Genomic DNA, 26815 nt, shown 5'->3' on the forward strand with positions numbered 1-26815 from the left:
TGGCCGGCAATGCCAACCAAGGTTGGCATCCACCAGAGCCTGGCCACGCAGGAGCAGGTCGGTCAGCTGCCCCGCCCGGTAGTGCCGGCCGCTGGCCGGCAATGCCAACCAAGGTTGGCATCCACCAGAGCCGGGCCACGCATGTGAACGCAGGCGGTAGTGCCGGCCGCTGGCCGGCAATCCCGGGTTGCCGGCCAGCGGCCGGCACTACCCTGCTAGTGGCGGGCCCACCACAGCAGGCTCAGGCCTGCCAGCAGCACCAGCCCACCGAAGCTGCGCAGGGCCGGGCTGGGCAGGTCCAGCAGGCGCTCGGCCATGCGCTTCCAGGCGAACGGGGCGACGAACAGGAACAGGCCTTCCAGCACCGCGACCAGGCAGACAGCGGCAAACAGATCTTTCATGGGGGGACTCCGGAAAAAGCACGGGGCCCGGCATATGGCCGGGCCCCGTGGGGTACTGCCCTGCGACCTCAGCGGTCGTTCTTCAGGTACTGCAGGAACGGGTCGTTCTTGTCCAGCACGATCACGCCGTTGCCGTCGGTCATGGAGCCACGGTAGGCCTCCAGGCTGCGGTAGAACGCATAGAACGACGGATCGGCCGAGCCGGCCTTGCCGTAGATGCGGGCCGCCTCGGCATCGCCTTCACCGCGCAGGCGCTGGGCATCACGCTCGGCCTCGGCGATCAGCACGGTGCTGTCACGGTCGGCCTGGGCGCGGATGGTCAGCGACTGCTCCTCGCCCTCCGCGCGCAGCTTTGCGGCTTCCTGCTTGCGCTGGGCACGCATGCGCTCGTACACATCGTTGATCACCTGGCTGTCGGTCGGCAGGTCCACCTGCTTGATGCGCAGGTCGATCATCTGCATGCCCAGGCCGGCCACCGCCTCGTTGATCCCCTTCAGCTGCTCGGCGATCAGCTCGCTGCGGTCGCCGGAGACCAGCTGCTGCAGGGTGCGCGAGTTGATCTGGTTGCGCAGCGAGTCGGTGATGATGGGTGCCAGGCGGGCGTTGGCGATGCGCGGATCGCCGCCGGTGGCACGGAAGTAGTCACCCACGTTGGAAATGTAGCCGATGGCGAAGAAGTCGACGCTGACGTCCTTCTGCTCGGCGGTGAAGTAGCGCGCCGGCGCGGTGTCGAGCACCTGGAAGCGGCGGTCGAAGACCTTCACCGTTTCCACCACCGGCACCTTGAAGTGCAGGCCCGGCTTGATGTCCGAACGCACCACCTTGCCCAGGTTCAGCACCATGGCGGTCTGGTCCTCACGGACCACGTACACCGAGCCGAGCAGGCCCAGCACCACCGCCACGATCACGGCGATCCAGATAGGACTCTTCATCGGCTGCCCTCCTCACGGCCGCTCGGTCGCCCGGTCGGGCGGCCCACCGGCCGGCCCGGATCACGGGAAGCTTCCGTCGCTGCACCCGGCAGCGACGGCATCACCACGTCCGGGTTGGCCACTGCGGCCGGAGCCGACGTGCTCGGACGGGTATCGCCGGTCATCGGCACGTAGATCAGCTGGCGGCCATCGCCACCGATCACCTTGCGGTTCTCGCTCAGTACCTGCTGCACGGTCTCCAGCCACAGGCGCTTGCGGGTCACTTCCGGGGCGTCCTTGTACTGGGCCTGCAACAGGCTGAAGCGCTGCGCGTCACCCTCGGCCTTGGACACCACGGCCTGCTTGTAGCCTTCGGCGGTGGTACGGGCGCGCGAGGCCTGGCCCCGGGCTTCCGGCACGACCTTCGCGGCGTAGGCCTGGGCTTCGTTGATCAGGCGTTCCTTGACCTGCTGGGCACCGTTGACCTCGTCGAAGGCCGGCTTCACTTCTTCCGGCGGACGGGCATCCTGCAGGGTCAGGCCGGTCACGGTCAGGCCGGTCTTGAACGCCTTCAGCAGCGCCTGCAGGCGCTCCTCGGCGGCCACGGCCAGCGGGCCACGGTTGTTCAGCACGGCGTTGAGATCGGCGCGGCCGACTTCCTCGCGTACGGCGCTCTGCGCCGACTGCTCCAGCACCTGGTTGGCATCGACGGTGCCGAACAGGTACTGCTGCGGGTCGTCGATGCGGTACTGGACGTTCAGCGAGACGTTGACGATGTTCTCGTCGCGGGTCAGCACCGGCACCTGGATCGAGAAGGTCTTGATCTCGGTGGCGTTGACCTTGGTGACCGATTCGATCGGCCACGGCAGCTTGAAGTTCGGGCCGGGCTGCAGGATGCGCGAGAACTGGCCGAAGCGCAGCACCACGCCACGCTGCTGTTCGCCGATCAGCTGGAAGCTGGAGAACAGCACCAGCAGCACCACGGCTGCCACCACCCAACGCACGATGCCGCCGTCGAACAGGTCCTTCAGCGGCCCGGGCAAACCGCCCCAGCCACCACCATTGCCACCGCCGCGTGACCCGAACGGCCCGCGTCGATTGTCCTCGGGGCCTTGTCCGCCCTTGTTGCCGCCGGGTGTATTCCAGGCCATGCACGCTCCATCAAGATTTGGGCTGCGGCGCGGGCCCTTCCCGCACCGCCAGCCGTGAAACCATCACCGATCATACAAGATGGGGCGGATCGGCAGGATCGAAAGGGGGGCAACGGGGTAAGGTGGCGTTTTCCTCGAAGTCAGGCAACGCCGATGGCCCCCACCACCCCGTTCACCGCCTTCCGCATCGAAAACGACGACGCCGGCTACCGCAGCGGCCTGGTCCGGCTCGGGGTCGACGACCTCAACCCCGGCCAGGTGCTGATCCGCGCCCACTGGTCCTCGGTCAACTACAAGGACGCGCTGGCCGGTACTGGAAAGGGGAAGATCCTGCGCCGCTTCCCGCTGGTGGGCGGCATCGATGTGGCCGGCACCGTGGTCGCCAGCACCGACCCGGACTGGCGTGAAGGCGACGCGGTGCTGGCCACCGGCTGCGGCCTCAGCGAGACACGCGACGGCGGCTACAGCCAGTACGTGCGGCTGGAATCGCGCGCGGTGATCGCCCAGCCGGCCGGGCTGACCCCACGCGAGGCGATGGTGCTGGGCACCGCCGGCTTCACTGCGGCGCTGGCCCTGCTGCGCATGCAGGACAACCGCCAGACCCCGGAACTCGGCCCGCTGGCGGTCACCGGTGCCAGCGGCGGTGTCGGTGCGCTGGCGCTGTCCATCTTCAGCCGTGCCGGCTACAGCGTGCACGCGGTCAGTGGCAAGCCGGACCAGGCAGGATTCCTGCGCAGCATCGGCGCCACCGAGGTACTGCCGCGCGACGCGCTGGCCGACACCGGCGCGCTGCAGTCGGCCCGCTTCGGGGGTGGCCTCGATAATGCCGGAGGCGACATGCTGGCCAGCCTGCTGGCGCAGACAGTGCCCTACGGCAGCGTGGTCAGTGCCGGCCTGGCAGCCAGTCCGACGCTGGACATGACGGTGATGCCGTTCATCCTGCGCGGTGTCTCGCTGCTGGGCGTGTCCTCGGCCAATGCGCCACGCGGACTGCGTGAGGAAGTGTGGTCGCGGCTGGGGAGTGACTGGAAGCCGCAGCACCTGGACCGCATCTGCACCGCCGAAGTCGGCCTCGATGGCCTTCCTGCCGTGTTCGAACGGATGCTGGCGGGCGGTTCGCTGGGTCGCACCGTGGTGCGGATCGACTGAACGTCGCAGGCAGGCGACGGACGGCAGACGCGGCCCTCCCGCCGGTAATGGGCCCGCACTACACTGCGGGCATTACATGGGGAACAACATGGCACGCATTCTGATCGTCGACGACTCACCGTCGCAGCTGTTGGGGATACAGCGCATCGTCGAGAAGCTCGGGCACCAGATCCTGACCGCCACCGATGGCGCCGCCGGGGTCGAAACCGCCAAGGCCGAGCTGCCCGACCTGGTCCTGATGGACGTGGTGATGCCCAACCTCAACGGCTTCCAGGCCACCCGTACCCTCGCCCGCGACGAGGCGACCCGGCATATCCCGGTGATCCTGGTGACCACCAAGGACCAGGACACCGACCGCATGTGGGGCATGCGCCAGGGCGCCAAGGCCTACATCACCAAGCCGTTCTCGGAGGACGAGCTGTCCGAGGTGCTGGAGCGCGTGTTCGCGGGCCAGGGCTGAGACGCGCGCGGTAGTGCCGGCCGCTGGCCGGCAACCACGCATCACCGTCCAGGGCAATGAAGTTGCCGGCCAGCGGCCGGCAGTACCTTCAAATGGTCTCGCCGAACGCCTTGGCCAGATTGCGGTACGCCTTCTTCTGCGCCTCGTCGGTCGCAGCCGGGGCCACGATCTCGATCTCGACGATCTGGTCGCCATCCGGGTTGCCCGGCAGGCCACGCCCGCGCAGGCGCAGCTTGCGGCCGGCATCGGAATCGGCCGGAATCTTCAGTTCCACCGCGCCGCCCAGGGTCGGCACGCTGATGCTGGTGCCCAGCGCGGCCTGCCACGGCGTGAGCGGCAGCGTATAGAGGATGTTGCGGCCATCGACCTCGAACTGCGGGTGGGCGGCGTATTCCACTTCCAGCAGCAGGTTGCCGCCATGGTTGCCCTGCCCTGCCAGGCGGATCACCTGGCCCGGGCGGATGCCCTTGGGCACGCGCACGTCCAGCTGCTTGCCGTTGACGGTGATGCGCAGGCTGTCGCCGCTGTAGGCCGCTTCCAGTGGCACCGACAGCTTGGCGCGGGTATCGCGGTTGGGCGCATGGCCCTGGCTGCTGAAGCCCGGACCGGCCCCCGCGCCCGCTCCACCGCGCTGGCGCGCGAACAGGCTTTCGAAGAAGTCGCTGAAGCCGCCGTTGGGGCCGCCGCCACCGAACACTTCCTCGAAATTGAAACCACCGGCGCCGCCGTAGTTCGGCGGCACGTTGAACTCCTCGCCCGGGCGATAGCCCTGCGCGCGCAGCTGGTCGTAGGCCGCGCGCTTTTCCGGATCACGCAGCGCCTCGTAGGCCTCGTTGACCGCCTTGAACTTGTCTTCGGCCCCAGCCTCCTTGCTGACGTCCGGGTGGTACTTGCGTGCCAGCCGGCGGTAGGCGGTCTTGATCTCCGCCTCGCCCGCGCTCGGTTCCACCCCCAGGGTGGCGTAGTAATCCTTGAATTCCATCCAGCTACCTCGATTCGCTTCGGCCGCGCCGGTGGCGCCGCCCCGGGTTCATTCTACGCGCCTGCGAGGCTACGCCGCCCCTCGTGCGGCCCCGGTGAGGCCGACTGATCCTGCGCAATGCGGCTGCCATCCCCGTGCGCCACGCTGTGGCTGGAAGCCCCTGCCACAACGCCGGAAGATGGGGCCTGCACACCGGGTTTCCAATGTCTTGACGCCCCTGTCCCATCCGGCCCACTAGCCTGCCCCAGCAAGGAGTTCCCATGACCATCCATGTCGGCGACCGCATTCCGGAAGTGACCCTCAAGCGCATCCGCGAGGGCATTGAAACGCTTGATACGCATTCGTTGTTCGATGCGCGCAAGGTGGTGCTGTTCGCCGTGCCCGGCGCGTTCACCCCGACGTGCTCGGCACGTCACCTTCCCGGCTACGTCGAAAAGTTCGAGGCCTTCCGCCAGCGCGGCATCGACGTCTACTGCATGGCCGTCAACGACCCGTTCGTGATGAAGGCCTGGGCCGCCGACCAGAGCGTGCCCGACGGCCTTCTGATGCTGTCCGACGGCAATGCCGAGCTGACCCGCGCCCTGGGTCTGGAGCTTGATGCGAGCGCGTCGGGCATGGGAATCCGCTCGCGTCGTTTTGCCCTGTACGTCGACGACGGCGTAGTTCGAGAGGCCTGGGTTGAACAGCCCGGCCAGTTCGAAGTGTCTTCGGCCGAGTACGTGCTGGAGCATCTCCCCACCTGATTCCCCACCGCAGAAGGAAACGGCCAGCCATGTCCAGCAAGCCAGCCAAAGCCAGCAAGCCCGCCGCAAACGTTCCTGGCATCAGCGATCGCGCAACCCTGCGCGAGCGCGCCCGCCGCAACCTCGAAGACGGCGCGATCACAGACAGCTACAGCGCTGACCGCGAGGTGGTGATCAAGCTGCTCAACGACGCACTGGCCACCGAGTACGTCTGCGTTCTGCGCTACTACCGGCACTACTTCATGGCCAAGGGCATGCTGGCCGACGCGGTCAAGGCCGAGTTCCTGGAACATGCACAGCAGGAACAGGCGCATGCCGGCAAGCTGGCCGAGCGCATCGTCCAGCTGGGCGGCGAGCCGGATCTCAACCCGGATACGCTGACCGCGCGTTCGCACGCCGAATACAAGGAAGGCAGCGACCTGCGCGACATGGTGCGCGAGAACCTGGTGGCCGAGCGCATCGCCATCGACAGCTATCGCGAGATGATCAACTTCATCGGTGACCGCGATACCACCACCAAGCGCATCCTTGAAGAGATCCTGGCGCAGGAAGAAGAGCACGCCGACGAGTTCGCCGACCTGCTGGATGGGTGGATCGGGGAATAGCGGCCCCGCATACGCCTTGGTAGATGCCCACCCTGGTGGGCGCACTCATCACGTGCCAACCAAGGTTGGCACCTACCGCAGGACGTTGAACCTTACCTGTGTCCAAGCGCCATCGGCCGCCAGCGCGGTCAAGGTGTGCGCGCCCGGCTCGGCGAACTCGCGCTGCATCAGCTGCGCACCGCGCGTCTGTGCGATCCAGCGTCCATCGAGCAACCAGTCCACCGCCTGCTCGCTGCCCAGCGCGCGCAGCTGCAGGCGTACGCCATGTTCCGAATTCGGCGCGCGCGCCAGCGTGGCGCCATCGTTGAGCCCATCGATGTGCAGCGCAACGCTGGCCTCGCGGCCATCATCACGGCAGTCCGGCGACAGCGCCGGCAGCTGCGAGGCTTCGCGCGTGGCCTTGGACAGCCACGGCGACAGCAACGCTGGCCAGCGCGCGATCTCGCGCGCGACTTCTTCGTGCGGCAAGCGACAATCGGCTGACACGCGCAGACCGGTACGCGCATCGGCAAGGTAGCGCTGCCGACCCGGTTGCCAGCGCCGTGCCTCGCGTTCGGGGAAGGTTGGTGGTGCTGCCCCTTCCAGCAGATAGGCTGGCATCAGCCGCTGGCAGAGCGCAGCAGGCATGCCTTCGGCACGCTCACCGGTCGGCCAGCAGATGTCTTCCTGGCTGACGCTGGCCGGCATCGGCGCAGCGGCCGAGTCACCGCGCTGGCGCGGCAGGCTGTCCACCACCTCGAACATCAGCGGCAGCGCGGTCACCGCGCCGTACTGGCCCGGTAGCGGTGTGCCGTCCGGCCGGCCCACCCACACGCCCACGGTGTAGTGGCGGGTGCTGCCGATCGCCCACGCATCGCGGTACCCGTAACTGGTGCCGGTCTTCCACGCCACGCGCGGGCGGCCACCGACATCGAACGTCCCGACGCTATACCCCGGCCGCGGATTCGATTCCAGCATCTCGCGCACGATCCAGCTGGCGCCCGGCGAGGCCAGGCGCCGCTCGATCATCGGTTCGTCATCGGTGTAGCGCACGCGCCCGGCGATGCCGTTGCGGTTGAGCGCTGCGAACGCACCGACCAGATCTTCCAGCCGCGCACCGGTGCCGCCCAGGATCAGCGACAGGTTGGGCGTGCTGCCCGGCGGGAAGCGCAGCTGGATGCCGGAGTGCGACAGGCGTGCGGCGAAGCGCGCCGGACCGACCCGCTGCAGCAGATCCACCGAGGGTACGTTGAGTGACAGCCGCAGCGCGCTGGAGGCGCCGATCGGTCCATTGAAGGCCATGTCGAAGTTGCCGGGGCGGTAGCTGCCGAAACTCTGCGGCGCATCGACCAGCAGGCTTTCCGAATGGATCAGGCCATCGTCCAGCGCCATTGCATACAGGAACGGCTTGAGCGTGGAACCCGGCGAGCGCCAAGCCTGCACCATGTCCACGTGGCCGAGCCGCTGGCGGTCACCGAACGCCAGCGTGCCGACATAGGCACGCGCCTGCAGGGTCTGGTTGTCGACCACCAGCAGGGCCGCCGAAGTGCGCTCGGGCAGCGTGGAGAAGTAGCTGGCCACGCGTTCTTCCAGGGTGCGCTGCAGGCCGATGTCGATACTGCTCTGGATGCGTGCCTGGCCCGGATGCGCCGAGTGCAGGCGCTGTGCCAGCAACGCGGCATGCAGCGGCGGCCGCAGCGAGCGTGCGACCACGTTCTCGATGCGCGCATCTTCCACTTCTTCCGCTGTCCACGCGCCCAGCTCGGCCATGCGTGACAGCACCTTGTCGCGCGCCTTCTGCGCCGCTTCCGGATGGCGGTCCGGGCGCAGCCGGCTCGGCGCCTGCGGCAGCACCGCCAGCAACGCGGCCTCGGCATGCGACAGCTGCGCCGCCGGCTTGCCCAGGTAGGCCCAGCTGGCCGCTTCCACGCCCTCGATGGTGCCGCCGTAGGGTGCGCGCTCCAGGTACAGGGCCAGGATCTGCTGCTTGCTCAGGTGCACTTCCAGCTGCACCGCACGCAGCATCTGCTTGAGCTTGCCCCAGGGCGTGCGCGTATGCGGATCGAGGATGCGTGCGACCTGCATGGTCAGGGTCGAGCCACCGGACACGATGCGACCACCGCGCAGCAGCTGGCCACTGGCACGCAGGATCGCCAGCGGGTTGATGCCCGGATGGCGCCAGAACCAGCGGTCTTCGTAGGTCAGCAGCGCCTGCAGGTACAGCGGCGAGACGCTGTCGGTCGATGCCGGATAACGCCACACGCCCTCGGCGTCGGCGAACGCACGCAGCGGCGTGCCATCGGCAGCCACCACCAGAGTGCTGGTATCGCGTTGCTTCGGCAGCGGCGGCGGGAAGACGAAATCCAGCACCAGCAGCAGTGCCAGCGTGGCGGCCATACCCCAGCGCAGCCACGGCCACAGTGGCTGCAGCCGGCGGCGCAGGGTCGCCAGCCGGGTCGTCATCGTGTTCTTCATTGCAGCGTGCCGCATTGGAGCTTGCCAGCTGGACGGGCCGCACCGTCGCGGCCCGTCCGCGCGGTCACGGCTGTACCACCGTGATCGTGGTCGGGTTGCTGCGGCCGACGCCGCGCAGCTGCGGCCGGTACATGTCCTCCACCAGCGGCGGCGGCACCGAGTAGGTACCCGGGGTCACCGCGCGCACCAGGTAGAACACGTTGGCCTTGCTGCCACGCGAGAGCTTCAGCGCGGCCACGTAGCGGTCGTCGCGGAATTCCTCGTGCTTGGTATCGGCGGCTTCACCCCGGTCGCTGATGGTGATGCCATCGACCACCACGTCGGCCCACTGCTTGGCATCGCCCAGGTTGAAGTTCTCGATCTCCAGGCCGGCCGGCAGCAGGTCGGTCAGCAGTGCATCGGGCATCGTGGTGTCAGCGGTGACGGTGACGCGCACGATCAGGGCTTCGCCTTCCTTCAGCGGCCGCGGCGACCACGGCTTGCCATCGGTGCCGTAGTAGCTGCGCTCGACGCCCAGCACGCTGTTATCCGGTGCCGGCGCGCTGCGCGGGATACCGGCCACGTCGATGCTGGCGAACATCGGCGGCTGGCCCTGCGGGGTGAAGCGCACGCCGCTGGCGAGTTCATTTGCACTGAAGTTGCGGCCGAACAGCTTGCGTTCGCCGATGGCTTCGGTGTTGCCACCGATCACCAGTTCACCGGCTACCAGCGCCTTCTGGTTGGCAGCAAGCGCCTTGCCAAGGCGGGCAATCGCTACCTGTTCCTGCGTGCTCAGCCACATCCAGCCGGCATTGCGGCGCGCATCCAGGCCACGGCCGAGGTCAACCGCACGTGCATCCCAGGCCGGCTTGGCCAGCTTGTTTTCGTGGGTCAGCGCGATCATCAGCGCGTCATCACGGATCGCACTGCCGTAGTCGCCGAAGTACGACGGGCGTTCGCTGCTGGACTTGGCGAAGGCCGCCGCCAGCGCGGCCTGGCCGCGCTTGGCATCGCCCTGCAACGACAGCGCCACGCCCAGGTGGACCAGCGACAGGCCGCCGACCGCCTTGCTGCGCTCGTTGTCGTACAGCGTGCGCAGGGTACCCAGCGGCGCACGGTTGACCCGGGCCAGCACGTAGCCCGAGTACGCCTGGTTGGCGAACTTCAGCTTCTCGCGGTCGTCCTGGCCATAGAACTGGTTGCCACCGGACAGCAGATCCTCGCTGAGGCGGTTGAGTGCCTTCTGCAGCACGTTGTCGGGCACGGCGAAGCCGGCGTCCTTGGCATCGAGCAGGAACTCGGTGATGTACGGGGTCAGCCACGGGTTAACGTAGCCGTCGTCACCCCACATCGAGAAGTTGCCATTGGCCACCTGCATCGACGCCAGGCGGCCAAACGCACCTTCCATGCGCTCGCGGCGGGTCTTGGCATCCAGCCCGTCGGCACCGAGCATCGACGATGTTGCCTGGTCCAGGATCAGCGCGGCGTAGCCCTTGCTGGTGGTCTGCTCGGCACAGCCATACGGGTAGTTCAATGCACCCTGCAGCGCACTGGCGAACGGGATCGGTGGCAGTGGGCTGACCAGCAGGCGCGCATTCACCGACTCGGCCATCAGGCCATCGGTCAGGCTGTTGTCGAGGCTGACCGCGGCCAACGGATCAAGCGTGCGCACCTGCGAACGCAGCACCTGCGGCCACGCCGCACGCACCGGCAGGTCGTAACGGCGATCGGCCTTGAAGCCGTTGCCGTCCACCCGCACCCGCACCTTGGCCACGCTGTGGCCCTCGCGTGCCGAAAGCGGGAAGCTCAACGTGGTCTTGGCGTCGGCATTCAACTGCACGCTGCGGCTGCCTTCGCCCAGGTTCAGCGGGCCCTCGCTTTCCACCTTCACGTTGAACTGGCCCGGCTTGCCGGTGAAGTTCTGCACATCCAGGGTCACGGTGCTGCGGTCGCCCGGAGCGAGCACGCGCGGCATGCTGGCTTCAGCCAGGATCGGCGCGCGCACAACGGTTTCCACGTCGCGCTTGCCGTACTGGTCATCGCTGTAGACCAGTGCCGACACCCGCAGGGTACCGTTGAAGTCCGGCACCTTCAGGCGGATGCGGGCGATGCCCTTGGCATCGAGCTGCACCGGGCCAGAGAACAGGTCCACGGTCTGCACGCGCGCAGTCGGGCGCTTGGCCTGCGGCAACGCCTGCAGCGCCATGTCGCCACCGAACTTCAGCTTGCCGGCACCGCCGTCAAAGCTCTCGATCACCCGGCTGTAGATGTCGTAGGCATCGATGCCGAGGCGACGCTGGGCGAAGAAGTGCGCACCGGCATCGGGCACCGGGAAGCGGGTGATGTTGAGGATGCCCACGTCCACCGCCGAGACCGTGACGTGCGCCATTTTGCCGGCCAGCTGCGGTGCGCTGACCGTCACCGGCAGGTCCTGTTCCGGTCGCATCTGCTTGGGCGCTGCCAGGCCGACGGCCACGGTGCGCCCCTTGCGGTCCATCGGTACGTGCACCACGCCCACCGCACGGGCCGGGGTGATCTTGCTCGGCGCACTGCCGCCGCGGAACACCAGCGCGGTGATGTAGACGTCGTGGCGCTCCCAGTCGGCGGTGACCGGAATCTTGAAGGTCGAACCCGGCTTGGCGTCGATGTCCTGCACGTACAGCATGCGGTCGGTCTCGACCATCAGGATGCCCTTGCCGGCGTGCGGCGGGGTCACCGTCACCTCAAGCGTGTCGCCTGCCTTGTAGCCGGTCTTGTCCAGGCCCAGCTTGATCTTGTCCGGGCGCGCGTCCAGGCCGCGGTTGTCGTCACCCCAGCTCCAGCCGGCGCGGAACGGGTAACGGCTGGTCAGGCCGGTGGACGGGTCGAACACGTCCACCCGGTACTCGCCCCACTCCACCGGGAAATCGAAGGCGACCGCACTGCTGCCGGCATCGACGGTGCGGGTTTCCTTGTTCTCGAAACGGCGGGTGAAATCGTAGTCCCAGCGGTTGTCGTTGAAGGTCCAGTGGTAGTCGCGCAGCTCGCGCACCAGAGTGATCTTCAGGCCCTTGGCCGGCTGCGGCGTACCAGCAGCATCCACGCGCATCAATTCGAAGCGCGCGTTGCCGTTGGAATCGGCACCGTCCTCCGGGTTGAACAGCGGGCGTACACCGACCAGGGCGTTGGCCGGCCACATCACCCGCTTCAGGGTACGGGTGACCGTGCGGCCACCGGTTTCATACAGGCTGCCGGACAGCACCACGGCAATCGGCGCCTTGGCCTTGGCTGCCTCTTCCGGCAACGCGACGTCCTCACGCAGCTGGCCGTTGCCCGGCAGCGTGGTATCGATCACGTCCTTGGCCTCGCGCGGCAGCTGCAGGGTCGGGTCACCGAAGAAATAGCCCGGCAGGCCCTCCACCGGCTTCTGCTCGGCGGCCACCGCCATACGTGCCGTGAAGCGGTTGCCATTGGCCGGTGCCCCGTACAGATAGGCACCATTGGCCTGCAGGCGCAGGTCCTCACCCGGCTTCAGCGTCTTCTGCGCGCTGTCCAAGTCCAGCTTCATGCGTTCCGGCAGGAATTCCTCGATGCGCAGGGTCATGCCCTGGATCGCTTCCTTGCTGGCCGGGTCGGTGCGGAACTCGACCTGCCAGCGCCCGGTCGGCGCCTCGGCGGGAATGACCTGCTCGAAGTTGATGTAGCCCTGGTCGCCCGGCTGCAGGCGGGTCTCGCGGAAGGTCTTGCCGTCGGGCTGCTTCAGCCGCAGGAATACCGGTTGCGCCTTGACCGGCTTGCCGTCGTTGTCGCGCAGCAGGGCGGACAGGCGCACGGTCTCGCCCGGGCGGTACAGGTCGCGGCCGGACCAGGCGTAGACGTCGAACCAGGCATTGTCACGGCCGGCCACGGCGAATTCGCTCAGGTCCAGCGCCGGCTGGTTGAACGGCAGGAAGCTGGTGTCCTTGCCGGTGCTGGCGACCAGCACGTGGGTGGCATCCAGGGTGTAGTTCAGCAGCGCATTGCCATTGCCGTCGGTGCTGCCCTTCAGCACCACCTCGCCCTTGGCATCGAGCACGCGCAGGTCGATGCCCTTCAGCGGCGCGCCGTCCTTCAGGCCGGCGGTATGGACGAACAGCTTGTCCTTGTAGGCGCGGGTATGCAGGCCGATGTCGCTGACCGAGAAGAACGCGGTATCGAACTCGCCTTCGTAGTCACCGGTGCGCTTGAGCAGGGCGAAGTACAGGCCCGGCTCCTGCAGTTCCTTGATGTCCTGGGTCGGCAGGTAGGTCAGCACCCGCTCGTTCTTCTTGCCGCCCAGGATGAAGCGGTTGACGTAGACCGGCTCTGCCAGCTTGTTGATCGGGCTGCGCTCGTAGTCGCTGCTCAGCTCCCAGCTGCCGCGGCGGCCACCGCGCTGGTACTGGCTGAAGAAGGTCGGCAGGTCCTTCTCGCGCACGCGCAGGAACTCGACGTCGACCTCCGGCACGTTCACCGAGACCACCGGCAGGCCACGACTGTCCTTGGCCGGCAGCACGCTGCCCTGCGAGGCGAAGCCGACCACCGGTTTCAGCTCGCCGCTGAACACCTTCTGTTTCAGCTCCTTGCCCAGGCGGCTGCCATCGGCGGCCAGCAGGTCCGGCGAGACCACCAGGCTGAACTCCTTGCCGGCCTCGACGAACGGGTAGCGCAGGGTCAGGCCGTCATCGGACAGCGTCCAGCTGCTGTCGTCGGTGCCGACCTTCTCTTCGAAGCGCACCAGCTTGTCGAAATCCTGGGTGCCGACCAGCGGGCGCGAGAACTCCAGCGCCAGCGACAGGCCGTCATTCTTCTGGTCCGGGTAGGCACGCAGCAGGGTGAATTCCTTCACCTGCTCGGCCTTGGTGGTGATGGCTTCACCGCTGGCCTTGGGCAGCTGCCCGCTGTCATTGCGGCAGCCAGCCAGGCCCAGCAACAGGCCTCCTGCCAGTACCGCCGCCGCCCATCCCCACCGCTTCCGCCGTGCCGGACCGCTCATGTCGTCACTCCTTGATCGAGGCGGCCATTATAGGCAGGCCACGTCAAAGTGTTGACGCGAATTCGGCAATTGCCCCAAGTGCGGGTAGTGCCGGCCGCTGGCCGGCAACCGGCATGGCAGATTGGATGGAATTGCCGGCCAGCGGCCGGCACTACCGATCGCTCTAGCCCGGCAGGTACAGGTCCACGTAGTCGGTCACCGGCATCGCCGCCAGCGCCACAGGGTCCAGCGATGCGGCCAGGATGCGCTGCTGCTGGGTGGTCGGGAAGCGGTGGGCCAGGTGCCGGCGGAACTTGTCCATCAGCAACGGAATGCCCTCCTCACGTCGGCGCGCGTGGCCCAGCGGGTATTCCACCAGTACCTCGGGCAGCTCAGTACCGTCGCTGAAGCGCACACTCAGGCCGTTGGCGATGCTGCGCTTGTCCGGGTCCAGGTAATCGGCGCTGAGCTGCGGATCCTCATGACAGCCCATCTTCGCGCGCAGTGCATCGATGCGCGGATCCGCCGCCACATCGTCCTCGTAGTCCTCTGCCACCAGCCGCCCATGCAGCAATGCGATGGCGACCATGTACTGCACGCAGTGGTCGCGGTCGGCCGGGTTATGCAGTGGGCCCTGCTTGTCGATGATGCGGATGCAGGCTTCCTGGGTCCGGATCGCGATGTGCGCAATGTCCTCGACCCGCCGCCCCATCGCAAGCAACTGCTGGTGCAGCATGACCGCGGCCTCCACTGCGGTCTGGCCGTGGAACTCGGCCGGGTAGCTGATCTTGAACAGCACGTTCTCCATCACATAGCTGCCTAACGGTCGCCCCAGCGTCAGTGCCTGACCGCGCATGGACACGGCCTCGAAGCCCCAGGTTGGCGCGCTCAGCACGCTGGCATAGCCCATCTCACCGCTGGCTGCCATCAAGGCCAGGCGCACGCCACGGCTGGTCGCATCGCCGGCCGCCCAGCTCTTGCGCGAGCCGGTGTTGGGTGCGTGCCGGTAGGTGCGCAGCGCTTGGCCATCGACCCAGGCCAGCGACAGCGCATTGAGCATGCGCTCGCGGTCCAGCCCGAGCAGCTGCGAGACCACCGCCGTGGTGGCGACCTTGACCAGCACCACATGGTCCAGCCCGACCTGGTTGAAGGAGTTCTGCAGGGCCAGCACGCCCTGGATCTCGTGCGCCTTGATCATCGCCAGCAACACGTCGTGCACGGTCGGCGGCGGTCGGCGCAGGGCCTGCGCGTTGCGGCCCAGCCAATCGCAGACGGCGAGGATGCCGCCCAGGTTGTCCGACGGGTGCCCCCATTCGGCGGCGAGCCAGGTGTCGTTGAAATCCAGCCAGCGCACCATTGCGCCGATGTTGAAGGCGGCCTGCACCGGATCCAGCACGTAGTGCGTGCCCGGTACGCGCGCGCCGTTGACCACGCTGATGCCTGGCACCAGCGGCCCGAGCAGCTTGCTGCAGGCCGGGAAGGACAGCGCTTCCAGGCCACAGCCCAGCGTATCGAGCAGGCAGTGGTGCGCGGTCTGGAAGGCCAGCGGAGAGTCGATGCGGGCATCGCGCACGTAATCGACGATATCCACCAGCAGTGCATCCCACGCTGCACGCTCGTTGGATGGGGTGTGGTTGTCGGACATCGTCGATCTCCTCTTCAGAAGCAGGTCAGGCCGCGCCTCCCGGTAATCGCCAACCTAGGCTGGCGCTGGACCGTACCCGGGCGGTGCCAATGCAATGCCAACCAAGGTTGGCATCCACCAGAGCATGTGATGCCGGCGCCGTTCGGCTGGTTACTCGGCCGGTACCCGCACCTTGCCTTCCATCAATACGCGGGCGCTGCGGCTCATGATGGCCTTGGTCACCGTCCACTGGCCGTCAACGAGGCCGGCCAGCGCGCCCACGCGCAGCGTGCCGGAGGGATGGCCGAAGGTTACTGCTTCGCGTTCGCCGCCACCGGCCGCGCGATTGACCAGCGTGCCCGGAATCGCCGCTGCGGTACCGATCGCCACGGCGGCGGTCCCCATCATCGCGTGATGCAGCTTGCCCATCGACAGCGCACGCGCATGCAGGTCGATCGCCGAGGCCGGAATGGCCTTGCCGCTGGACGACACGTAGTCCTGTGCCGGTGCCACGAAGGCGACCTTCGGTGTGTGCTGGCGGGTTGCCGCGTCTTCCAGCGTGTTGATCAGGCCCATGCGCAGCGCGCCGTAGGCACGAATGGTCTCGAACTTCTGTAGTGCCGCCTTGTCTTCGTTGATTGCCGGCTGCAGCTCGGTCCCGGTGTAGCCGAGGTCGGCGGCGTTGAGGAAGATGGTCGGGATGCCGGCGGTGATCATGGTCACCTCGAAGCTGCCCACGCCGGGCACGTCCAATGTATCGACCAGATTGCCGGTCGGGAACATCGCGCCCGCATCACCGTCGTCGGACGGATCGATGAATTCCAGCTGGATCTCGGCCGCCGGGAAGGTCACGCCATCCAGCTCGAAATCGCCGGTCTCCTGTACTTCGCCATCGCGCATCGGCACGTGCGCGATGATGGTCTTGCCGATGTTGGCCTGCCAGATGCGTACGGTGCACAGGCCATCGCGCGGCACGCGGGCGGGATCGATCAGGCCGTTGGCAATCGCGAACGGGCCGACCGCAGTGCTGAGGTTGCCGCAGTTGCCGCTCCAGTCGACGAAGGCGGTATCGATCGAGACCTGGCCGTACAGGTAGTCCACATCGTGGTCCGGCACCGAAGCGGTGGAGATGATCACGCATTTGCTGGTGCTGGACGTTGCACCGCCCATGCCATCGGTCTGCTTGCCATACGGATCTGGCGAGCCGATCACGCGCATCAGCAGCGCATCGCGTGCGGCACCTGGCACCTGCGCGGCTTCCGGCAGATCCTGCAGGCGGAAGAACACGCCCTTGCTGGTGCCACCACGCATGTAGGTGGCGGGAATACGGAGTTGCGGGAGGAAGGTCATGGATCGGGTTCCTGTGTGCAGTGAAACAATTCTCTGGGAGCCGTGCACCGCCCTAAGGTGGGCCATATGTACTGGCTTCATCTTCGATTCGATGCGCGCTCGAGCAGTTTCTGGAAGTGCCCCAGAGGCAGGGGGCCGGAGGCCCCGAAGCAAGACCTTCAGCGATCAACTGGCGAAGCAGGTCTTCAGCCTTGCTTCGCCGACGCTGACGGATAAGGTCGCGAACGTACTCGGAAGCGCTGGCGTAGTCGCCTTCACGAACTTCCTGGTCCACGAACTGTTTGAGCTCATCAGTCAGCACCACGTTGACATTGACCATATAGACCTCCACTGCGGAACTGTCACGCGACAGTCTGCGAGGCACCAAAGGCAACGACAAGGGCAGAAAGCGCCAGCCGTTGCTTAAAGAGGCCTTCGCCATCACGCAGGCGCTCCAGTATGACTTCGCCGCGCCCGCGCGGACGTTCCCTGCTGCCATCGGAACAGGTACAGGATGACCAGCTTGGTACTGCCACTCACCACTGCCAGCAGCAGCAACGGCCATCCCATCCGTAGGCCCATGGCGAAGGCAAATACGATCGTGGACAGGTCCATGAGCAGGATCCACTGGCTCATCCGCAGCGACACTGCACCGGTATGGCCATTGCGAAGGATCAACAGGATCTGATGCGTGTAGCCCTGCGCCAGCAAGGCAGTGATGGCCACGATCATCGCACTGGCCACCACCCTGCCCTCGTCCGCGTGACGATCACCCCAGGCCAAGCCGGTCAGCGCGCAGATCAGCAGCAGCGCGGCTGCCAACACGCTGGTCGTCGCGGAGCGATTCCGTCGGTCGCGCCAGATCTCCACCAGGATGGCCATGACCAGCACCGACGCGAGCAAGCGTGGCCAGACAATGAAGTGATTGAACGGCGTGACGCTGTAGCCATAGACGAAGAAAGACAGGTACGCCAGGAAGCTGACCGTGAATTGATTCAGCGACAATACTGCAGTGGCGCTGTCAGTCGCGTCCGCACGCTCCCGACGGTTGCGCACCAGGCGCAACTGCGCGCCCACACCCAATAGGCTCAGCAGGATGAAGGCGGTGTTGACCGTGCCTGCGATGTTGTAGAACGCCGTTCCCATGCAGATGGGGCAACACCCCTCTCCTCCGTGACCACCGCCATGCGGGCCGAAGCCAGCATGGCGGCAACTCGATACAAGTCAGCTATCTGCTGCCTTACGCCACCTTGGCGCCTTCCAGGAAGTCCTGGGCGAAGCGCTGCAGCACGCCGCCGGCCTCGTAGATCGCCACTTCCTCGTCGCTGTCCAGGCGGCAGGTGACCGGCACGATCACGTCCTGGCCGTCGCGGCGGTGGATGACCAGGGTCAGTTCGGCACGCGGGGTACGCTCGCCGATCACGTCAAAGGTCTCGGTACCGTCGATCCCCAGGGTCAGGCGGGTGGTGCCCGGCTTGAACTCCAGCGGCAGCACGCCCATGCCGATCAGGTTGGTACGGTGGATGCGTTCGAAGCCCTCGGCCACGATCGCCTCGACGCCAGCCAGGCGCACGCCCTTTGCGGCCCAGTCACGCGAGCTGCCCTGGCCGTAGTCGGCGCCGGCGATGATGATCAGCGGCTGCTTGCGCTCCATGTAGGTCTCGATCGCCTCCCACATGCGCATCACCTTGCCTTCCGGCTCCACGCGCGCCAGCGAACCCTGCTTCACGCTGCCGTCGTCATTGCGCACCATTTCGTTGAACAGCTTCGGATTGGCGAAGGTGGCGCGCTGCGCGGTCAGGTGGTCGCCGCGATGGGTGGCGTAGGAATTGAAGTCCTCTTCCGGCAGGCCCATCTTCGCGAGGTATTCGCCGGCGGCACTGGACGCCAGAATCGCGTTGGACGGCGACAGGTGGTCGGTGGTGATGTTGTCCGGCAGCACCGCCAGCGCGCGCATGCCTGCCAGCGTGCGCTCGCCGGCCAGTGCGCCCTCCCAGTACGGAGGACGACGGATGTAGGTGCTCTGCGGGCGCCAGTCGTACAGCGGGCTGACCGCGGCGCCGTGCTCCACGCGCACGTTGAACATCGGGTTGTAGACCTTGCGGAACTGCTCGGGCTTCACCGAGGCCTTCACCACCGCGTCGATCTCGGCGTCGCTCGGCCAGATGTCCTTCAGGCGCACCTCGTTGCCGTCGGCGTCCACGCCCAGCACGTCCTTCTCGATGTCAAAGCGCACAGTGCCGGCGATGGCATAGGCGATCACCAGCGGTGGCGACGCCAGGAAGGCCTGCTTGGCGTACGGATGGATGCGGCCATCGAAGTTGCGGTTACCCGACAGCACGGCCGTGGAATACAGGTCACGGTCGATGATTTCCTGCTGGATCTTCGGATCCAGCGCACCACTCATGCCATTGCAGGTAGTGCACGCGAAGGCGACGATGCCGAAGCCGAGCTGCTCCAGGTCCGGCAGCAGGCCGGATTCTTCCAGGTACAGCTGGACGGCCTTGGAACCCGGCGCCAGCGACGACTTCACCCACGGCTTGCGCTGCAGGCCACGTGCGTTGGCGTTGCGCGCCAGCAGTGCGGCGGCGATCACGTTGCGCGGATTGGAGGTGTTGGTGCAGCTGGTGATGGCCGCGATGATCACCGCGCCATCGGGCATCAGGCCCTGCGCCTGCTCGGCCTTGCCCGCTTCCAGCTTGGCCTCGTCGGCGATGCCGCGCTCGGCCAGATCGGCAGTGGCCACGCGCTTGTGCGGGTTGGACGGGCCAGCCATGTTGCGCACCACGCTGGACAGGTCGAAGTGCAGCACGCGCTCGTACTGCGCGGTCGCCAGATCGTCGGCCCACAGACCGGTGGTACGTGCGTAGTTTTCCACCAGCGCTACCTGCGACTCCTCGCGCCCGGTCAGGCGCAGGTAATCGGTGGTCTGCGCGTCGATGTAGAACATCGCGGCGGTGGCCCCGTATTCGGGGCACATGTTGGAGATGGTGGCACGGTCGCCGATGGTCAGTGCCGCGGCACCCTCGCCGAAGAATTCAAGCCACGCGCCGACCACGCGTTCCCTGCGCAGGAACTCGGTCAGCGCCAGCACCACGTCGGTGGCGGTGATGCCCGGCTGCGGGCGGCCAGTCAGTTCGACACCGACGGTGTCGGGCAGGCGCATCCACGACGCGCGGCCCAGCATCACGTTCTCCGCTTCCAGACCACCCACACCAATGGCGATCACGCCCAGCGCATCCACGTGCGGGGTGTGGCTGTCGGTGCCCACGCAGGTATCCGGGAAGGCCACGCCGTCCTGCACGTAGATCACCGGAGACATCTTCTCCAGGTTGATCTGGTGCATGATGCCGTTGCCCGGCGGAATCACATCCACGTTCTGGAATGCCTGCTTGGTCCAGTCGATGAAGTGGAAACGGTCTTCATTGCGACGATCTTCGATCGCGCGGTTCTTTTCGAACGCCTGCGGATCGAAACCACCGCACTCCACCGCCAGCGAGTGATCGACGATCAGCTGCACCGGCACAACCGGGTTGACCTTGGCCGGGTCGCCACCCTTGTCGGCGATCGCATCACGCAGGCCGGCCAGGTCCACCAGCGCGGTCTGGCCGAGGATGTCGTGGCAGACCACGCGCGCCGGGAACCACGGGAAATCGAGGTCGCGACGGCGCTCGATCAGCTGCTTCAGCGAATCGCCGAGCGTGGCCGGATCGCAGCGACGCACCAGGTTCTCGGCCAGCACGCGCGAGGTGTACGGCAGGGTGGCGTAGGCGCCGGGCTGGATCGCATCGACAGCGGCACGCGCGTCGAAATAATCCAGCGCGCTGCCGGGGAGGTTCTTGCGGTAATCGGTATTCATGGGCTGGCGGAGTACTTGGGGCGGGCCGGGTGCCGGCGGTGCGGCGGCGAAAGCACCCGGCCGGCACGCGGCCGGCCGGATGGGTACGGCAGGTGGATCAGACGCGCTTGTCGATGGCGACGAAGTCGCGGTCTTCTGGACCGATGTAGTTGGCGCTCGGGCGGATGATCTTGCCGTCGATGCGCTGCTCGATGATGTGCGCGCTCCAGCCGGCGGTGCGCGCGATCACGAACAGCGGGGTGAACATCGCGGTCGGCACGCCCATCATGTGGTAGCTGACGGCGCTGAACCAGTCCAGGTTCGGGAACATCTTCTTGATGTCCCACATCACCGATTCCAGGCGCTCGGCGATGTTGTACATCTTCATGCTCGACTGCTCTTCGGACAGCTCGCGGGCCACGTCCTTGATCACCTTGTTGCGCGGATCAGAGACGGTGTAGACCGGGTGGCCGAAACCGATCACCACTTCCTTGCGCTCGACGCGGGCCTTGATGTCTTCCTCGGCCTCATCGGGACTGTCGTAGCGCTTCTGCACTTCGAACGCCACTTCGTTGGCGCCGCCGTGCTTCGGACCGCGCAGCGCGCCGATGCCACCGCAGATCGCGCTGTACATGTCGCTGCCGGTGCCGGCGATGACGCGGCAGGTGAACGTCGAGGCATTGAACTCATGCTCCGCGTACAGGATCAGCGAGGTGTGCATCGCCTTCACCCACGATTCCTGCGGCTTCTCGCCGTGCAGCAGGTGCAGGAAGTGGCCACCGATCGAGTCATCGTCGGTTTCCACATCGATGGCGCGGCCGTTGTGGCTCCAGTGGTACCAGTACAGCAGCATCGAACCGAGGCAGGCCATCAGCTTGTCGGCGATGTCACGCGCGCCCGGATGGTTGTGGTCGTCCTTCTCCGGCGCCACGCAGCCGAGCACGGACACGCCGGTACGCATCACGTCCATCGGGTGTGCCGACGGCGGAAGCTCTTCCAGCGCCGCCTTCACCGCAGCAGGAATGCCACGCAGCGACTTCAGTTTGGCCTTGTACGAAACCAGCTCGGCGCGGGTCGGCAGCTTGCCGTGCACCAGCAGGTAGGCAATTTCCTCGAACTCGCTGGTGTTGGCCAGGTCCAGGATGTCGTAGCCACGGTAGTGCAGGTCGTTGCCACTACGGCCCACGCTGCACAGCGCGGTGTTGCCCGCAGCGGTGCCGGACAGGGCGACGGACTTCTTCGGCTTGAAGGTCGGGGTTGCGGTCGTATCGTTCATGTTTCCCTCCGAAAACTTGATGGTGCAGGGTACTGCTTATTTCTTGGCGGCGAACAGTGCATCGAGCTGCTGCTCGAAGGCGTGGTAGCCGATGCGGTCGTAGAGTTCTTCGCGGGTCTGCATGGTCTCCACCACATTGCGCTGGTGGCCATCGCGGCGCACCGCCTGGTAGACGTTCTCGGCGGCCTTGTTGGCGGCGCGGAAGGCCGACAGCGGGAACAGCTGGATCGCAACGCCGGCAGAAGCCAGTTCATCGCGGCTGAACAGCGGGGTGGCGCCGAATTCGGTGATGTTGGCCAGCACCGGCACCTTCACCGCGTCGACGAAGCGGCGATAGGTGTCCAGGTCGTAGGCCGCCTCGGCGAAGATGCCGTCGGCACCGGCCTCGACACAGGCGATGGCGCGCTCGATGGCCTTGTCCACGCCGTCCACCTGGATGGCATCGGTACGCGCGATCAGGAAGAAGTCCGGATCGGTCTTGGCATCGGCAGCCGCCTTCACGCGGTCGACCATTTCACCCTGCGAGACGATTTCCTTGCCCGGGCGGTGACCGCAGCGCTTGGCGCCGACCTGGTCTTCGATGTGGCAGGCGGCCGCGCCGGCCTTGATCAGCGACTTCACGGTGCGCGCGATGTTGAACGCGCTCGGGCCGAAGCCGGTGTCGATGTCGACCATCAACGGCAGGTCGCAGACATCGGTGATTCGGCGCACGTCCACCAGCACGTCTTCCAGGGTGTTGATGCCCAGGTCCGGCAGGCCCAGCGAGCCCGCGGCAACACCGCCGCCGGACAGGTAAATGGCGCGGAAGCCGGCGCGCTTGGCCAGCAGGGCGTGGTTGGCGTTGATCGCGCCGATCACCTGCAGCGGCGATTCGGCAGCCAGCGCCTCACGGAAGCGGGCACCGGCGGAGAAAGGAGTGGAAGCTGTCATGCGGCAATCCAGGTTGGAGTACGGGAAAGAGACCGCAAGCACCATGCCAAGCTGCAAGCCGTTGATTTCACGGGAATGACGTCGACGCAACAGTGAAACATATGAAACATTGAAACAGATGTATCATGAAACATCCCGTCCAACGCGCGCCGTCATGTACCTGCCCCGCTCGCCCCTGCGCCACGCCGATGCCGACCCCAGTCGGCCGGTGATCTGGACCGTCAGCGTCTCGCGGCTGACCGGTCTTCTCGGCGACGTCATTCCCGAGTTCGATCGCCGCGCGCGTGTCGAGCAGATCAACCTCGGCTTCGAGGAAGCGGTGGACGTGATCGGCCAGCGCCTGCGCCGCGAGCACTGCGACGTGGTCATCGCCGGCGGCTCCAACGCGGCCTGGCTGCGCAGCCGGCTGGAGCTGCCGCTGGTGCCGATCCAGGCCAACGGCTTCGACCTGATGGAAGCCTTGGCGCGCGCACGTCGGATCGCCGGCCGTATCGGCCTGGTCACCCACGCCAGCGACGTGCCGGTGTTCAGCAACTTCCAGCAGAGCTTCGGCCTGGACATCGAGCATCGCCGCTTCGTCACCCGCGAGGATGCCCGCGACTGCATCGCCGACCTGCGCGCCAACGGCATCGAGGTGATCGTCGGCACCGGCATGGCCATCGACCACGCCGAACAGGCCGGACTGCCCGGCGTGCTGCTGTACTCGGCAGATTCGGTACGGCAAGCGTTCGAGCACGCGTTGGAACTGACCCAGACCCTGGCCCGCTCCGGCGGCAGCCGGCCCGCGCCGCGCCGCCGTGCCGCACCGCGCAGCGATGCCCACGACCTGCTCGGCGACAGCGAGGCCATGGCACAGGTGCGCGCACAGATCACGCTGTACGCCCCGCATGACAGCACCGTACTGGTCACCGGCGAAACCGGCACCGGCAAGGAACTGGTGGCGCGCCAGCTGCACGCCGCCAGCGGACGCCGTGGCCGCTTCGTGGCACTGAACTGTGGCGCGATCAGCGAATCGCTGCTGGAAGCGGAGCTGTTCGGCTACAGCGATGGCGCCTTCACCGGCGCACGCCGTGGCGGCCGCGTCGGCCTGGTCGAGGCCGCTGACGGCGGCACCCTGTTCCTGGATGAAATCGGCGAACTTCCGCTGCCACTGCAGACCCGCCTGCTGCGGGTGCTGGAAGAACGCGAGGTACTGCGTGTCGGTGCCACCGAGCCGACCCCGGTCGACCTTCGCGTGGTGGCCGCGACCCTGCAGTCGCTCGAGCAGCGCGTGGCGGCCGGCAGCTTCCGCCGCGACCTGTATTACCGCCTGGCCGCGCTGCGCATCGCCCTGCCCGCACTGCGTGCCCGGCGCGGTGACATCGCGCTGCTGGCGCAGCATTTCTTCCGCCAGCTGCGTGGTATCGACGCGCCACTGGATGCGGAGGCACTGGCGGTGCTGACCACCGCAGAGTGGCCCGGAAATGTGCGCGAATTGCGCAATCTGGTGGATCGGCTGCGCATCCATTGGCAACCTGGTGAGGGGCTGATTGATGCCGCGCGACTGCTGCAGCTGGCACCCGAGCTGGTGAATGAGGGCGCCGCTGCGCTACCAGTGGAAAGCAATGGCAAGCGGCCGCCGCGTGCGCAGTTGGAAACGCTGTTGCAGGAACACCGCAATGACCGCGAGGGCATGGCACAGGCGCTGGGCGTCTCACGCACCACGCTATGGCGCTGGCTGCGCGCGGAGGGATTGTAACGTCCTGCCATCTGGCTGGTGCACACCGATCTCTGGCCGGGGCGAACCGATGCCGATGTCTGTTTGGGGGCAAACCGATGCCCTCGGCGGTGCGAAGCGATTCCCGGTGGGTGCGAACCTTGGTTCGCACCGCTTTTCCCAATCATCCCATCCACGCATGGCGTGGATCTACTGGAGCGTCCAGGCGCTACAGCACGCTCGTCGGCCGGGCGCGGAATAAAGTGCAATCAGCGCGCCCAACGCGCTTCGATCGCGAACCGTCCACTCCCCACTGCGGCAATCCACAACAGCAACACACCCAGCGGCACTTCGCTCAGGTAGAAGAACCAGCTCAACCAATCCGGCACGCTCAGTCCCGCAGGAATGCGCGCGATGCCATCGGTCAGCGCTGCCACCGCACAGATCCCCGCCAGCAGCAGGGCCGAAGGCCGGCTGAGCAGGCCCAGCACCAGCAGGCCGCCCGCAATCCATTCAATGCCGCCGAGCACCGGCGCACTGAACACCGGGAACGGGATCCCCGCATCAACCAGCGTATGCACCATGCGTTCGCGGCCCGCATCGGTGAACACCTTGTTCCAGCCGGACACGCAGAACATCACCCCGGCGACGATGCGGGCGATCAACAGCAGGAACGCTTCCACGCCGTGACGCGGCGGCGGCACCGCAAACAGGCAACGCCAGGAGGGCATGGCAACTCCGGAAGTCGAGATCATCCATCGGAGTGTGCCGGTTATGGGCCTGCTCGCAGATGAAGCAATCCGGTCCATTTGCGACAGCCTGCTCTTGTGGAGTCGAGCCCTGCTCGACTGCCTCATGCGTCGGAGCAGCAGCCGAGCAGGGCTCGACTCTACAAAAGGCGTGCGTCGGCCAGCAGAAGCTCGATTTCCTCCACCTGCACCACCGGCACCTGCCACGGATGATGCGGCACGATGCCCTGTTCGAAGATGCGCTGCAGCCGCTGCGGATCTCGCGGCAGGCAGAATTCCAGGCGTACGCTGTCGACCACTTCGGTGCGCCCCGCCTCACCCTGCACGGGCGACGCACCCACGCGCGGGCGGAACTGTTCGAACCCCGGCGCCGACCACCACATACCGTGCTCGTAGTCGCCGGCCGCCAACGCATCCACCGCCAGGATGCCCTGCTTCACAGCGCCCAGTGCTGCCGACGGCACGAACACCACCACGCGGTACAGCGCCACGCGATTCACGCCGATGGCTCCAGCGGCATGCGGAAATAGACGACCCGTTCGGTCTCTTCGAAGCCGCAGGCCCGATGCGCGGCGTGAGCCTGCACGTCTTCCACGCGACTGTCCGAGGCCAGTTCGCGGCAGCCCGCATCGCGCGTCCACGCCTGCACCGCCGTCAGCAGGGCGCGGCCGACGCCGCGGCCTTGCCACTGCGGCTGCACGCACCAGCCCTCCAGGAACCCCACCGGCGAAGACTCGGTGCCGTTCACGTAGTCATGGCGCAGGCGCACTTCAGCGAAACCAACCGCCTCGCCATCCGCCGCACAGGCCAAGAACACAGCACCTTCGGCATCTGCCAGCGACTGCGTCAGTTCCTCCAGCGGATCATCGGCATCAGTCCACAGGCCGAGACGCAACTGCGCCCACGCGCCCGCATCGGCCGGCGTGGCCTGGCGGATCGTGGGCGCGCTGGCGATCACGGGTACAGCAGGCGCTTGCTCCAGCGCCCTTCGGCGCCGGCTTCATAGCACCAGCGTTCGTGCAGGCGGAACTGCGCGCCGTACCAGAACTCGATGCGGTCAGGCACCACGCGCAGGCCACTCCAGCCCTCCGGGCGCGGCACATCCTTGCCCTCGAAGCGGGCTTCGACCTCGGCCACGCGCGCATCGAATTCCTCGCGCGTTGCCAGCGTCTTCGACTGCTGCGAGGCCCACGCGCCGATCTGGCTCATGCGCGGGCGGCTGGCGAAATAGGCATCGGCTTCGGCATCGGCAACCTGCTCGACACGGCCTTCAATGCGCACCTGGATACCGGCCTCGCGCAGGCTGCGCCACAGGAACAACAGCGCGGCCTGCGGATTGGCCTGCAGTTCCTGGCCCTTGTGGCTGTCCATGTGGGTGTAGAACACGAAACCACGCTCGTCGAACGCCTTCAGCAGCACGGTACGTGCCGAGGGACGGCCGTGCGTATCGGCAGTGGCCACGGTCATCGCGTTCGGCTCGACCTCGCGGCTCTGTTTGGCTTCTTCGAACAGGCCGGCAAACGTGGACAGGGCTTCGGCGTACAGGTCGCTCATGATTGCGTTCTT

General features: G+C 66.8%; 22 protein-coding genes. 5 read left to right on the plus strand and 17 right to left on the minus strand.

Annotation, left to right across the window (positions count from 1 at the left end; all coding sequences use genetic code 11):
- Positions 1–215: 215 nt before the first annotated feature.
- The 3 genes from AC5P8Y_RS02615 to hflK all read right to left on the minus strand — a co-directional run bounded on the left by AC5P8Y_RS02615 (position 216) and on the right by hflK (position 2463).
- Entirely contained in the window at positions 216–401 is a 186-nt protein-coding gene (locus AC5P8Y_RS02615) for a DUF2065 domain-containing protein (RefSeq protein WP_005410640.1), read from the minus strand.
- A gap of 68 nt (positions 402–469) precedes the next feature.
- Entirely contained in the window at positions 470–1333 is an 864-nt protein-coding gene (hflC, locus tag AC5P8Y_RS02620; RefSeq protein ID WP_005414169.1) for a protease modulator HflC, read from the minus strand.
- The gene (gene hflK / locus AC5P8Y_RS02625; protein WP_005414168.1) at positions 1330–2463 is read right to left on the minus strand and encodes an FtsH protease activity modulator HflK; all 1134 of its coding nucleotides are present in this window, start codon (positions 2461–2463) and stop codon (positions 1330–1332) included. The genes hflC and hflK overlap by 4 nt, the downstream gene beginning before the upstream one ends.
- Before the next feature lie 153 nt (positions 2464–2616).
- Here hflK and AC5P8Y_RS02630 point away from each other — a divergent pair, with 153 nt between their 5' ends.
- A complete protein-coding gene (locus AC5P8Y_RS02630) occupies positions 2617–3612 on the plus strand; it encodes a YhdH/YhfP family quinone oxidoreductase (protein WP_005410643.1) in 996 nt (331 codons plus the stop codon).
- Between the two features lie 88 nt (positions 3613–3700).
- Positions 3701–4072, plus strand: a complete 372-nt coding sequence (gene pilH / locus AC5P8Y_RS02635) for a twitching motility response regulator PilH (RefSeq protein ID WP_005410644.1) — start codon at positions 3701–3703, stop codon at positions 4070–4072.
- An 88-nt stretch (positions 4073–4160) separates the two neighbouring features.
- On the opposite strand, the gene AC5P8Y_RS02640 is transcribed toward pilH, so the two are convergent.
- Positions 4161–5054, minus strand: coding sequence for a DnaJ C-terminal domain-containing protein (locus AC5P8Y_RS02640; RefSeq protein WP_005410645.1), 894 nt, complete (start codon positions 5052–5054; stop codon positions 4161–4163).
- Between the two features lie 260 nt (positions 5055–5314).
- Between AC5P8Y_RS02640 and AC5P8Y_RS02645 the strand changes: the two genes are divergently transcribed.
- On the plus strand, positions 5315–5797 hold the full coding sequence (locus AC5P8Y_RS02645) for a peroxiredoxin (RefSeq protein WP_005410646.1): 483 nt from the start codon (positions 5315–5317) through the stop codon (positions 5795–5797).
- A 29-nt stretch (positions 5798–5826) separates the two neighbouring features.
- Positions 5827–6402, plus strand: a complete 576-nt coding sequence (locus tag AC5P8Y_RS02650; protein ID WP_005410647.1) for a ferritin-like domain-containing protein — start codon at positions 5827–5829, stop codon at positions 6400–6402.
- Positions 6403–6474: 72 nt separating this feature from the next.
- On the opposite strand, the gene pbpC is transcribed toward AC5P8Y_RS02650, so the two are convergent.
- From pbpC to prpB, 9 genes are all read right to left on the minus strand, one after another.
- The gene (gene pbpC / locus AC5P8Y_RS02655) at positions 6475–8856 is read right to left on the minus strand and encodes a penicillin-binding protein 1C (protein WP_111188341.1); all 2382 of its coding nucleotides are present in this window, start codon (positions 8854–8856) and stop codon (positions 6475–6477) included.
- A 64-nt stretch (positions 8857–8920) separates the two neighbouring features.
- Positions 8921–13828, minus strand: a complete 4908-nt coding sequence (locus AC5P8Y_RS02660; RefSeq protein ID WP_049404546.1) for an alpha-2-macroglobulin family protein — start codon at positions 13826–13828, stop codon at positions 8921–8923.
- 163 nt (positions 13829–13991) lie between these two features.
- Positions 13992–15452 (minus strand): bifunctional 2-methylcitrate dehydratase/aconitate hydratase, encoded by a 1461-nt coding sequence (locus AC5P8Y_RS02665; protein WP_049431665.1) that lies wholly within the window; start codon positions 15450–15452, stop codon positions 13992–13994.
- A 150-nt stretch (positions 15453–15602) separates the two neighbouring features.
- On the minus strand, positions 15603–16781 hold the full coding sequence (gene prpF / locus AC5P8Y_RS02670; RefSeq protein WP_049431667.1) for a 2-methylaconitate cis-trans isomerase PrpF: 1179 nt from the start codon (positions 16779–16781) through the stop codon (positions 15603–15605).
- Between the two features lie 52 nt (positions 16782–16833).
- Complete coding sequence (locus AC5P8Y_RS02675) at positions 16834–17202, minus strand: type II toxin-antitoxin system ParD family antitoxin (protein ID WP_231522733.1); 369 nt, start codon at positions 17200–17202, stop codon at positions 16834–16836.
- The gene (locus AC5P8Y_RS02680) at positions 17202–17906 is read right to left on the minus strand and encodes a hypothetical protein (RefSeq protein WP_033835384.1); all 705 of its coding nucleotides are present in this window, start codon (positions 17904–17906) and stop codon (positions 17202–17204) included. The genes AC5P8Y_RS02675 and AC5P8Y_RS02680 overlap by 1 nt, the downstream gene beginning before the upstream one ends.
- A gap of 94 nt (positions 17907–18000) precedes the next feature.
- Complete coding sequence (gene acnD, locus AC5P8Y_RS02685) at positions 18001–20619, minus strand: Fe/S-dependent 2-methylisocitrate dehydratase AcnD (RefSeq protein WP_111188340.1); 2619 nt, start codon at positions 20617–20619, stop codon at positions 18001–18003.
- Between the two features lie 97 nt (positions 20620–20716).
- Entirely contained in the window at positions 20717–21874 is a 1158-nt protein-coding gene (gene prpC / locus AC5P8Y_RS02690; protein ID WP_111188339.1) for a bifunctional 2-methylcitrate synthase/citrate synthase, read from the minus strand.
- A gap of 36 nt (positions 21875–21910) precedes the next feature.
- On the minus strand, positions 21911–22804 hold the full coding sequence (prpB, locus tag AC5P8Y_RS02695; RefSeq protein ID WP_010482769.1) for a methylisocitrate lyase: 894 nt from the start codon (positions 22802–22804) through the stop codon (positions 21911–21913).
- A 154-nt stretch (positions 22805–22958) separates the two neighbouring features.
- Between prpB and prpR the strand changes: the two genes are divergently transcribed.
- Positions 22959–24542 carry a propionate catabolism operon regulatory protein PrpR gene (gene prpR / locus AC5P8Y_RS02700; protein WP_049431674.1) on the plus strand — a complete coding sequence of 528 codons (1584 nt, stop codon included), beginning with the start codon at positions 22959–22961 and terminating at the stop codon, positions 24540–24542.
- Between the two features lie 227 nt (positions 24543–24769).
- Here the strand turns inward: prpR and AC5P8Y_RS02705 are convergent, their stop codons facing one another.
- The 4 genes from AC5P8Y_RS02705 to pdxH form a co-directional block, all read right to left on the minus strand.
- Complete coding sequence (locus AC5P8Y_RS02705) at positions 24770–25231, minus strand: DoxX family protein (protein ID WP_049450979.1); 462 nt, start codon at positions 25229–25231, stop codon at positions 24770–24772.
- 158 nt (positions 25232–25389) lie between these two features.
- A complete protein-coding gene (locus AC5P8Y_RS02710) occupies positions 25390–25749 on the minus strand; it encodes a YqfO family protein (RefSeq protein ID WP_049431676.1) in 360 nt (119 codons plus the stop codon).
- The gene (gene aac(6')-Iz / locus AC5P8Y_RS02715) at positions 25746–26207 is read right to left on the minus strand and encodes an aminoglycoside N-acetyltransferase AAC(6')-Iz (RefSeq protein ID WP_071846310.1); all 462 of its coding nucleotides are present in this window, start codon (positions 26205–26207) and stop codon (positions 25746–25748) included. Before aac(6')-Iz ends, AC5P8Y_RS02710 begins: the two co-directional genes overlap by 4 nt.
- Positions 26204–26803, minus strand: coding sequence for a pyridoxamine 5'-phosphate oxidase (gene pdxH / locus AC5P8Y_RS02720; RefSeq protein WP_033835389.1), 600 nt, complete (start codon positions 26801–26803; stop codon positions 26204–26206). The genes aac(6')-Iz and pdxH overlap by 4 nt, the downstream gene beginning before the upstream one ends.
- Between the last annotated feature and the right edge of the window lie 12 nt (positions 26804–26815).

The organism is Stenotrophomonas sp. YJH_SMC_12-1 (assembly GCF_059370935.1).

Coding starts and splice junctions, on each gene's coding strand:
- AC5P8Y_RS02615 (WP_005410640.1), bottom strand. CDS start 401: ATGAAAGATCTGTTTGCCGCTGTCTGCCTGGTCGCGGTGCTGGAAGGC.
- hflC (WP_005414169.1), bottom strand. CDS start 1,333: ATGAAGAGTCCTATCTGGATCGCCGTGATCGTGGCGGTGGTGCTGGGC.
- hflK (WP_005414168.1), bottom strand. CDS start 2,463: ATGGCCTGGAATACACCCGGCGGCAACAAGGGCGGACAAGGCCCCGAG.
- AC5P8Y_RS02630 (WP_005410643.1), top strand. CDS start 2,617: ATGGCCCCCACCACCCCGTTCACCGCCTTCCGCATCGAAAACGACGAC.
- pilH (WP_005410644.1), top strand. CDS start 3,701: ATGGCACGCATTCTGATCGTCGACGACTCACCGTCGCAGCTGTTGGGG.
- AC5P8Y_RS02640 (WP_005410645.1), bottom strand. CDS start 5,054: ATGGAATTCAAGGATTACTACGCCACCCTGGGGGTGGAACCGAGCGCG.
- AC5P8Y_RS02645 (WP_005410646.1), top strand. CDS start 5,315: ATGACCATCCATGTCGGCGACCGCATTCCGGAAGTGACCCTCAAGCGC.
- AC5P8Y_RS02650 (WP_005410647.1), top strand. CDS start 5,827: ATGTCCAGCAAGCCAGCCAAAGCCAGCAAGCCCGCCGCAAACGTTCCT.
- pbpC (WP_111188341.1), bottom strand. CDS start 8,856: ATGAAGAACACGATGACGACCCGGCTGGCGACCCTGCGCCGCCGGCTG.
- AC5P8Y_RS02660 (WP_049404546.1), bottom strand. CDS start 13,828: ATGAGCGGTCCGGCACGGCGGAAGCGGTGGGGATGGGCGGCGGCGGTA.
- AC5P8Y_RS02665 (WP_049431665.1), bottom strand. CDS start 15,452: ATGTCCGACAACCACACCCCATCCAACGAGCGTGCAGCGTGGGATGCA.
- prpF (WP_049431667.1), bottom strand. CDS start 16,781: ATGACCTTCCTCCCGCAACTCCGTATTCCCGCCACCTACATGCGTGGT.
- AC5P8Y_RS02675 (WP_231522733.1), bottom strand. CDS start 17,202: ATGGCGAAGGCCTCTTTAAGCAACGGCTGGCGCTTTCTGCCCTTGTCG.
- AC5P8Y_RS02680 (WP_033835384.1), bottom strand. CDS start 17,906: ATGGGAACGGCGTTCTACAACATCGCAGGCACGGTCAACACCGCCTTC.
- acnD (WP_111188340.1), bottom strand. CDS start 20,619: ATGAATACCGATTACCGCAAGAACCTCCCCGGCAGCGCGCTGGATTAT.
- prpC (WP_111188339.1), bottom strand. CDS start 21,874: ATGAACGATACGACCGCAACCCCGACCTTCAAGCCGAAGAAGTCCGTC.
- prpB (WP_010482769.1), bottom strand. CDS start 22,804: ATGACAGCTTCCACTCCTTTCTCCGCCGGTGCCCGCTTCCGTGAGGCG.
- prpR (WP_049431674.1), top strand. CDS start 22,959: ATGTACCTGCCCCGCTCGCCCCTGCGCCACGCCGATGCCGACCCCAGT.
- AC5P8Y_RS02705 (WP_049450979.1), bottom strand. CDS start 25,231: ATGCCCTCCTGGCGTTGCCTGTTTGCGGTGCCGCCGCCGCGTCACGGC.
- pdxH (WP_033835389.1), bottom strand. CDS start 26,803: ATGAGCGACCTGTACGCCGAAGCCCTGTCCACGTTTGCCGGCCTGTTC.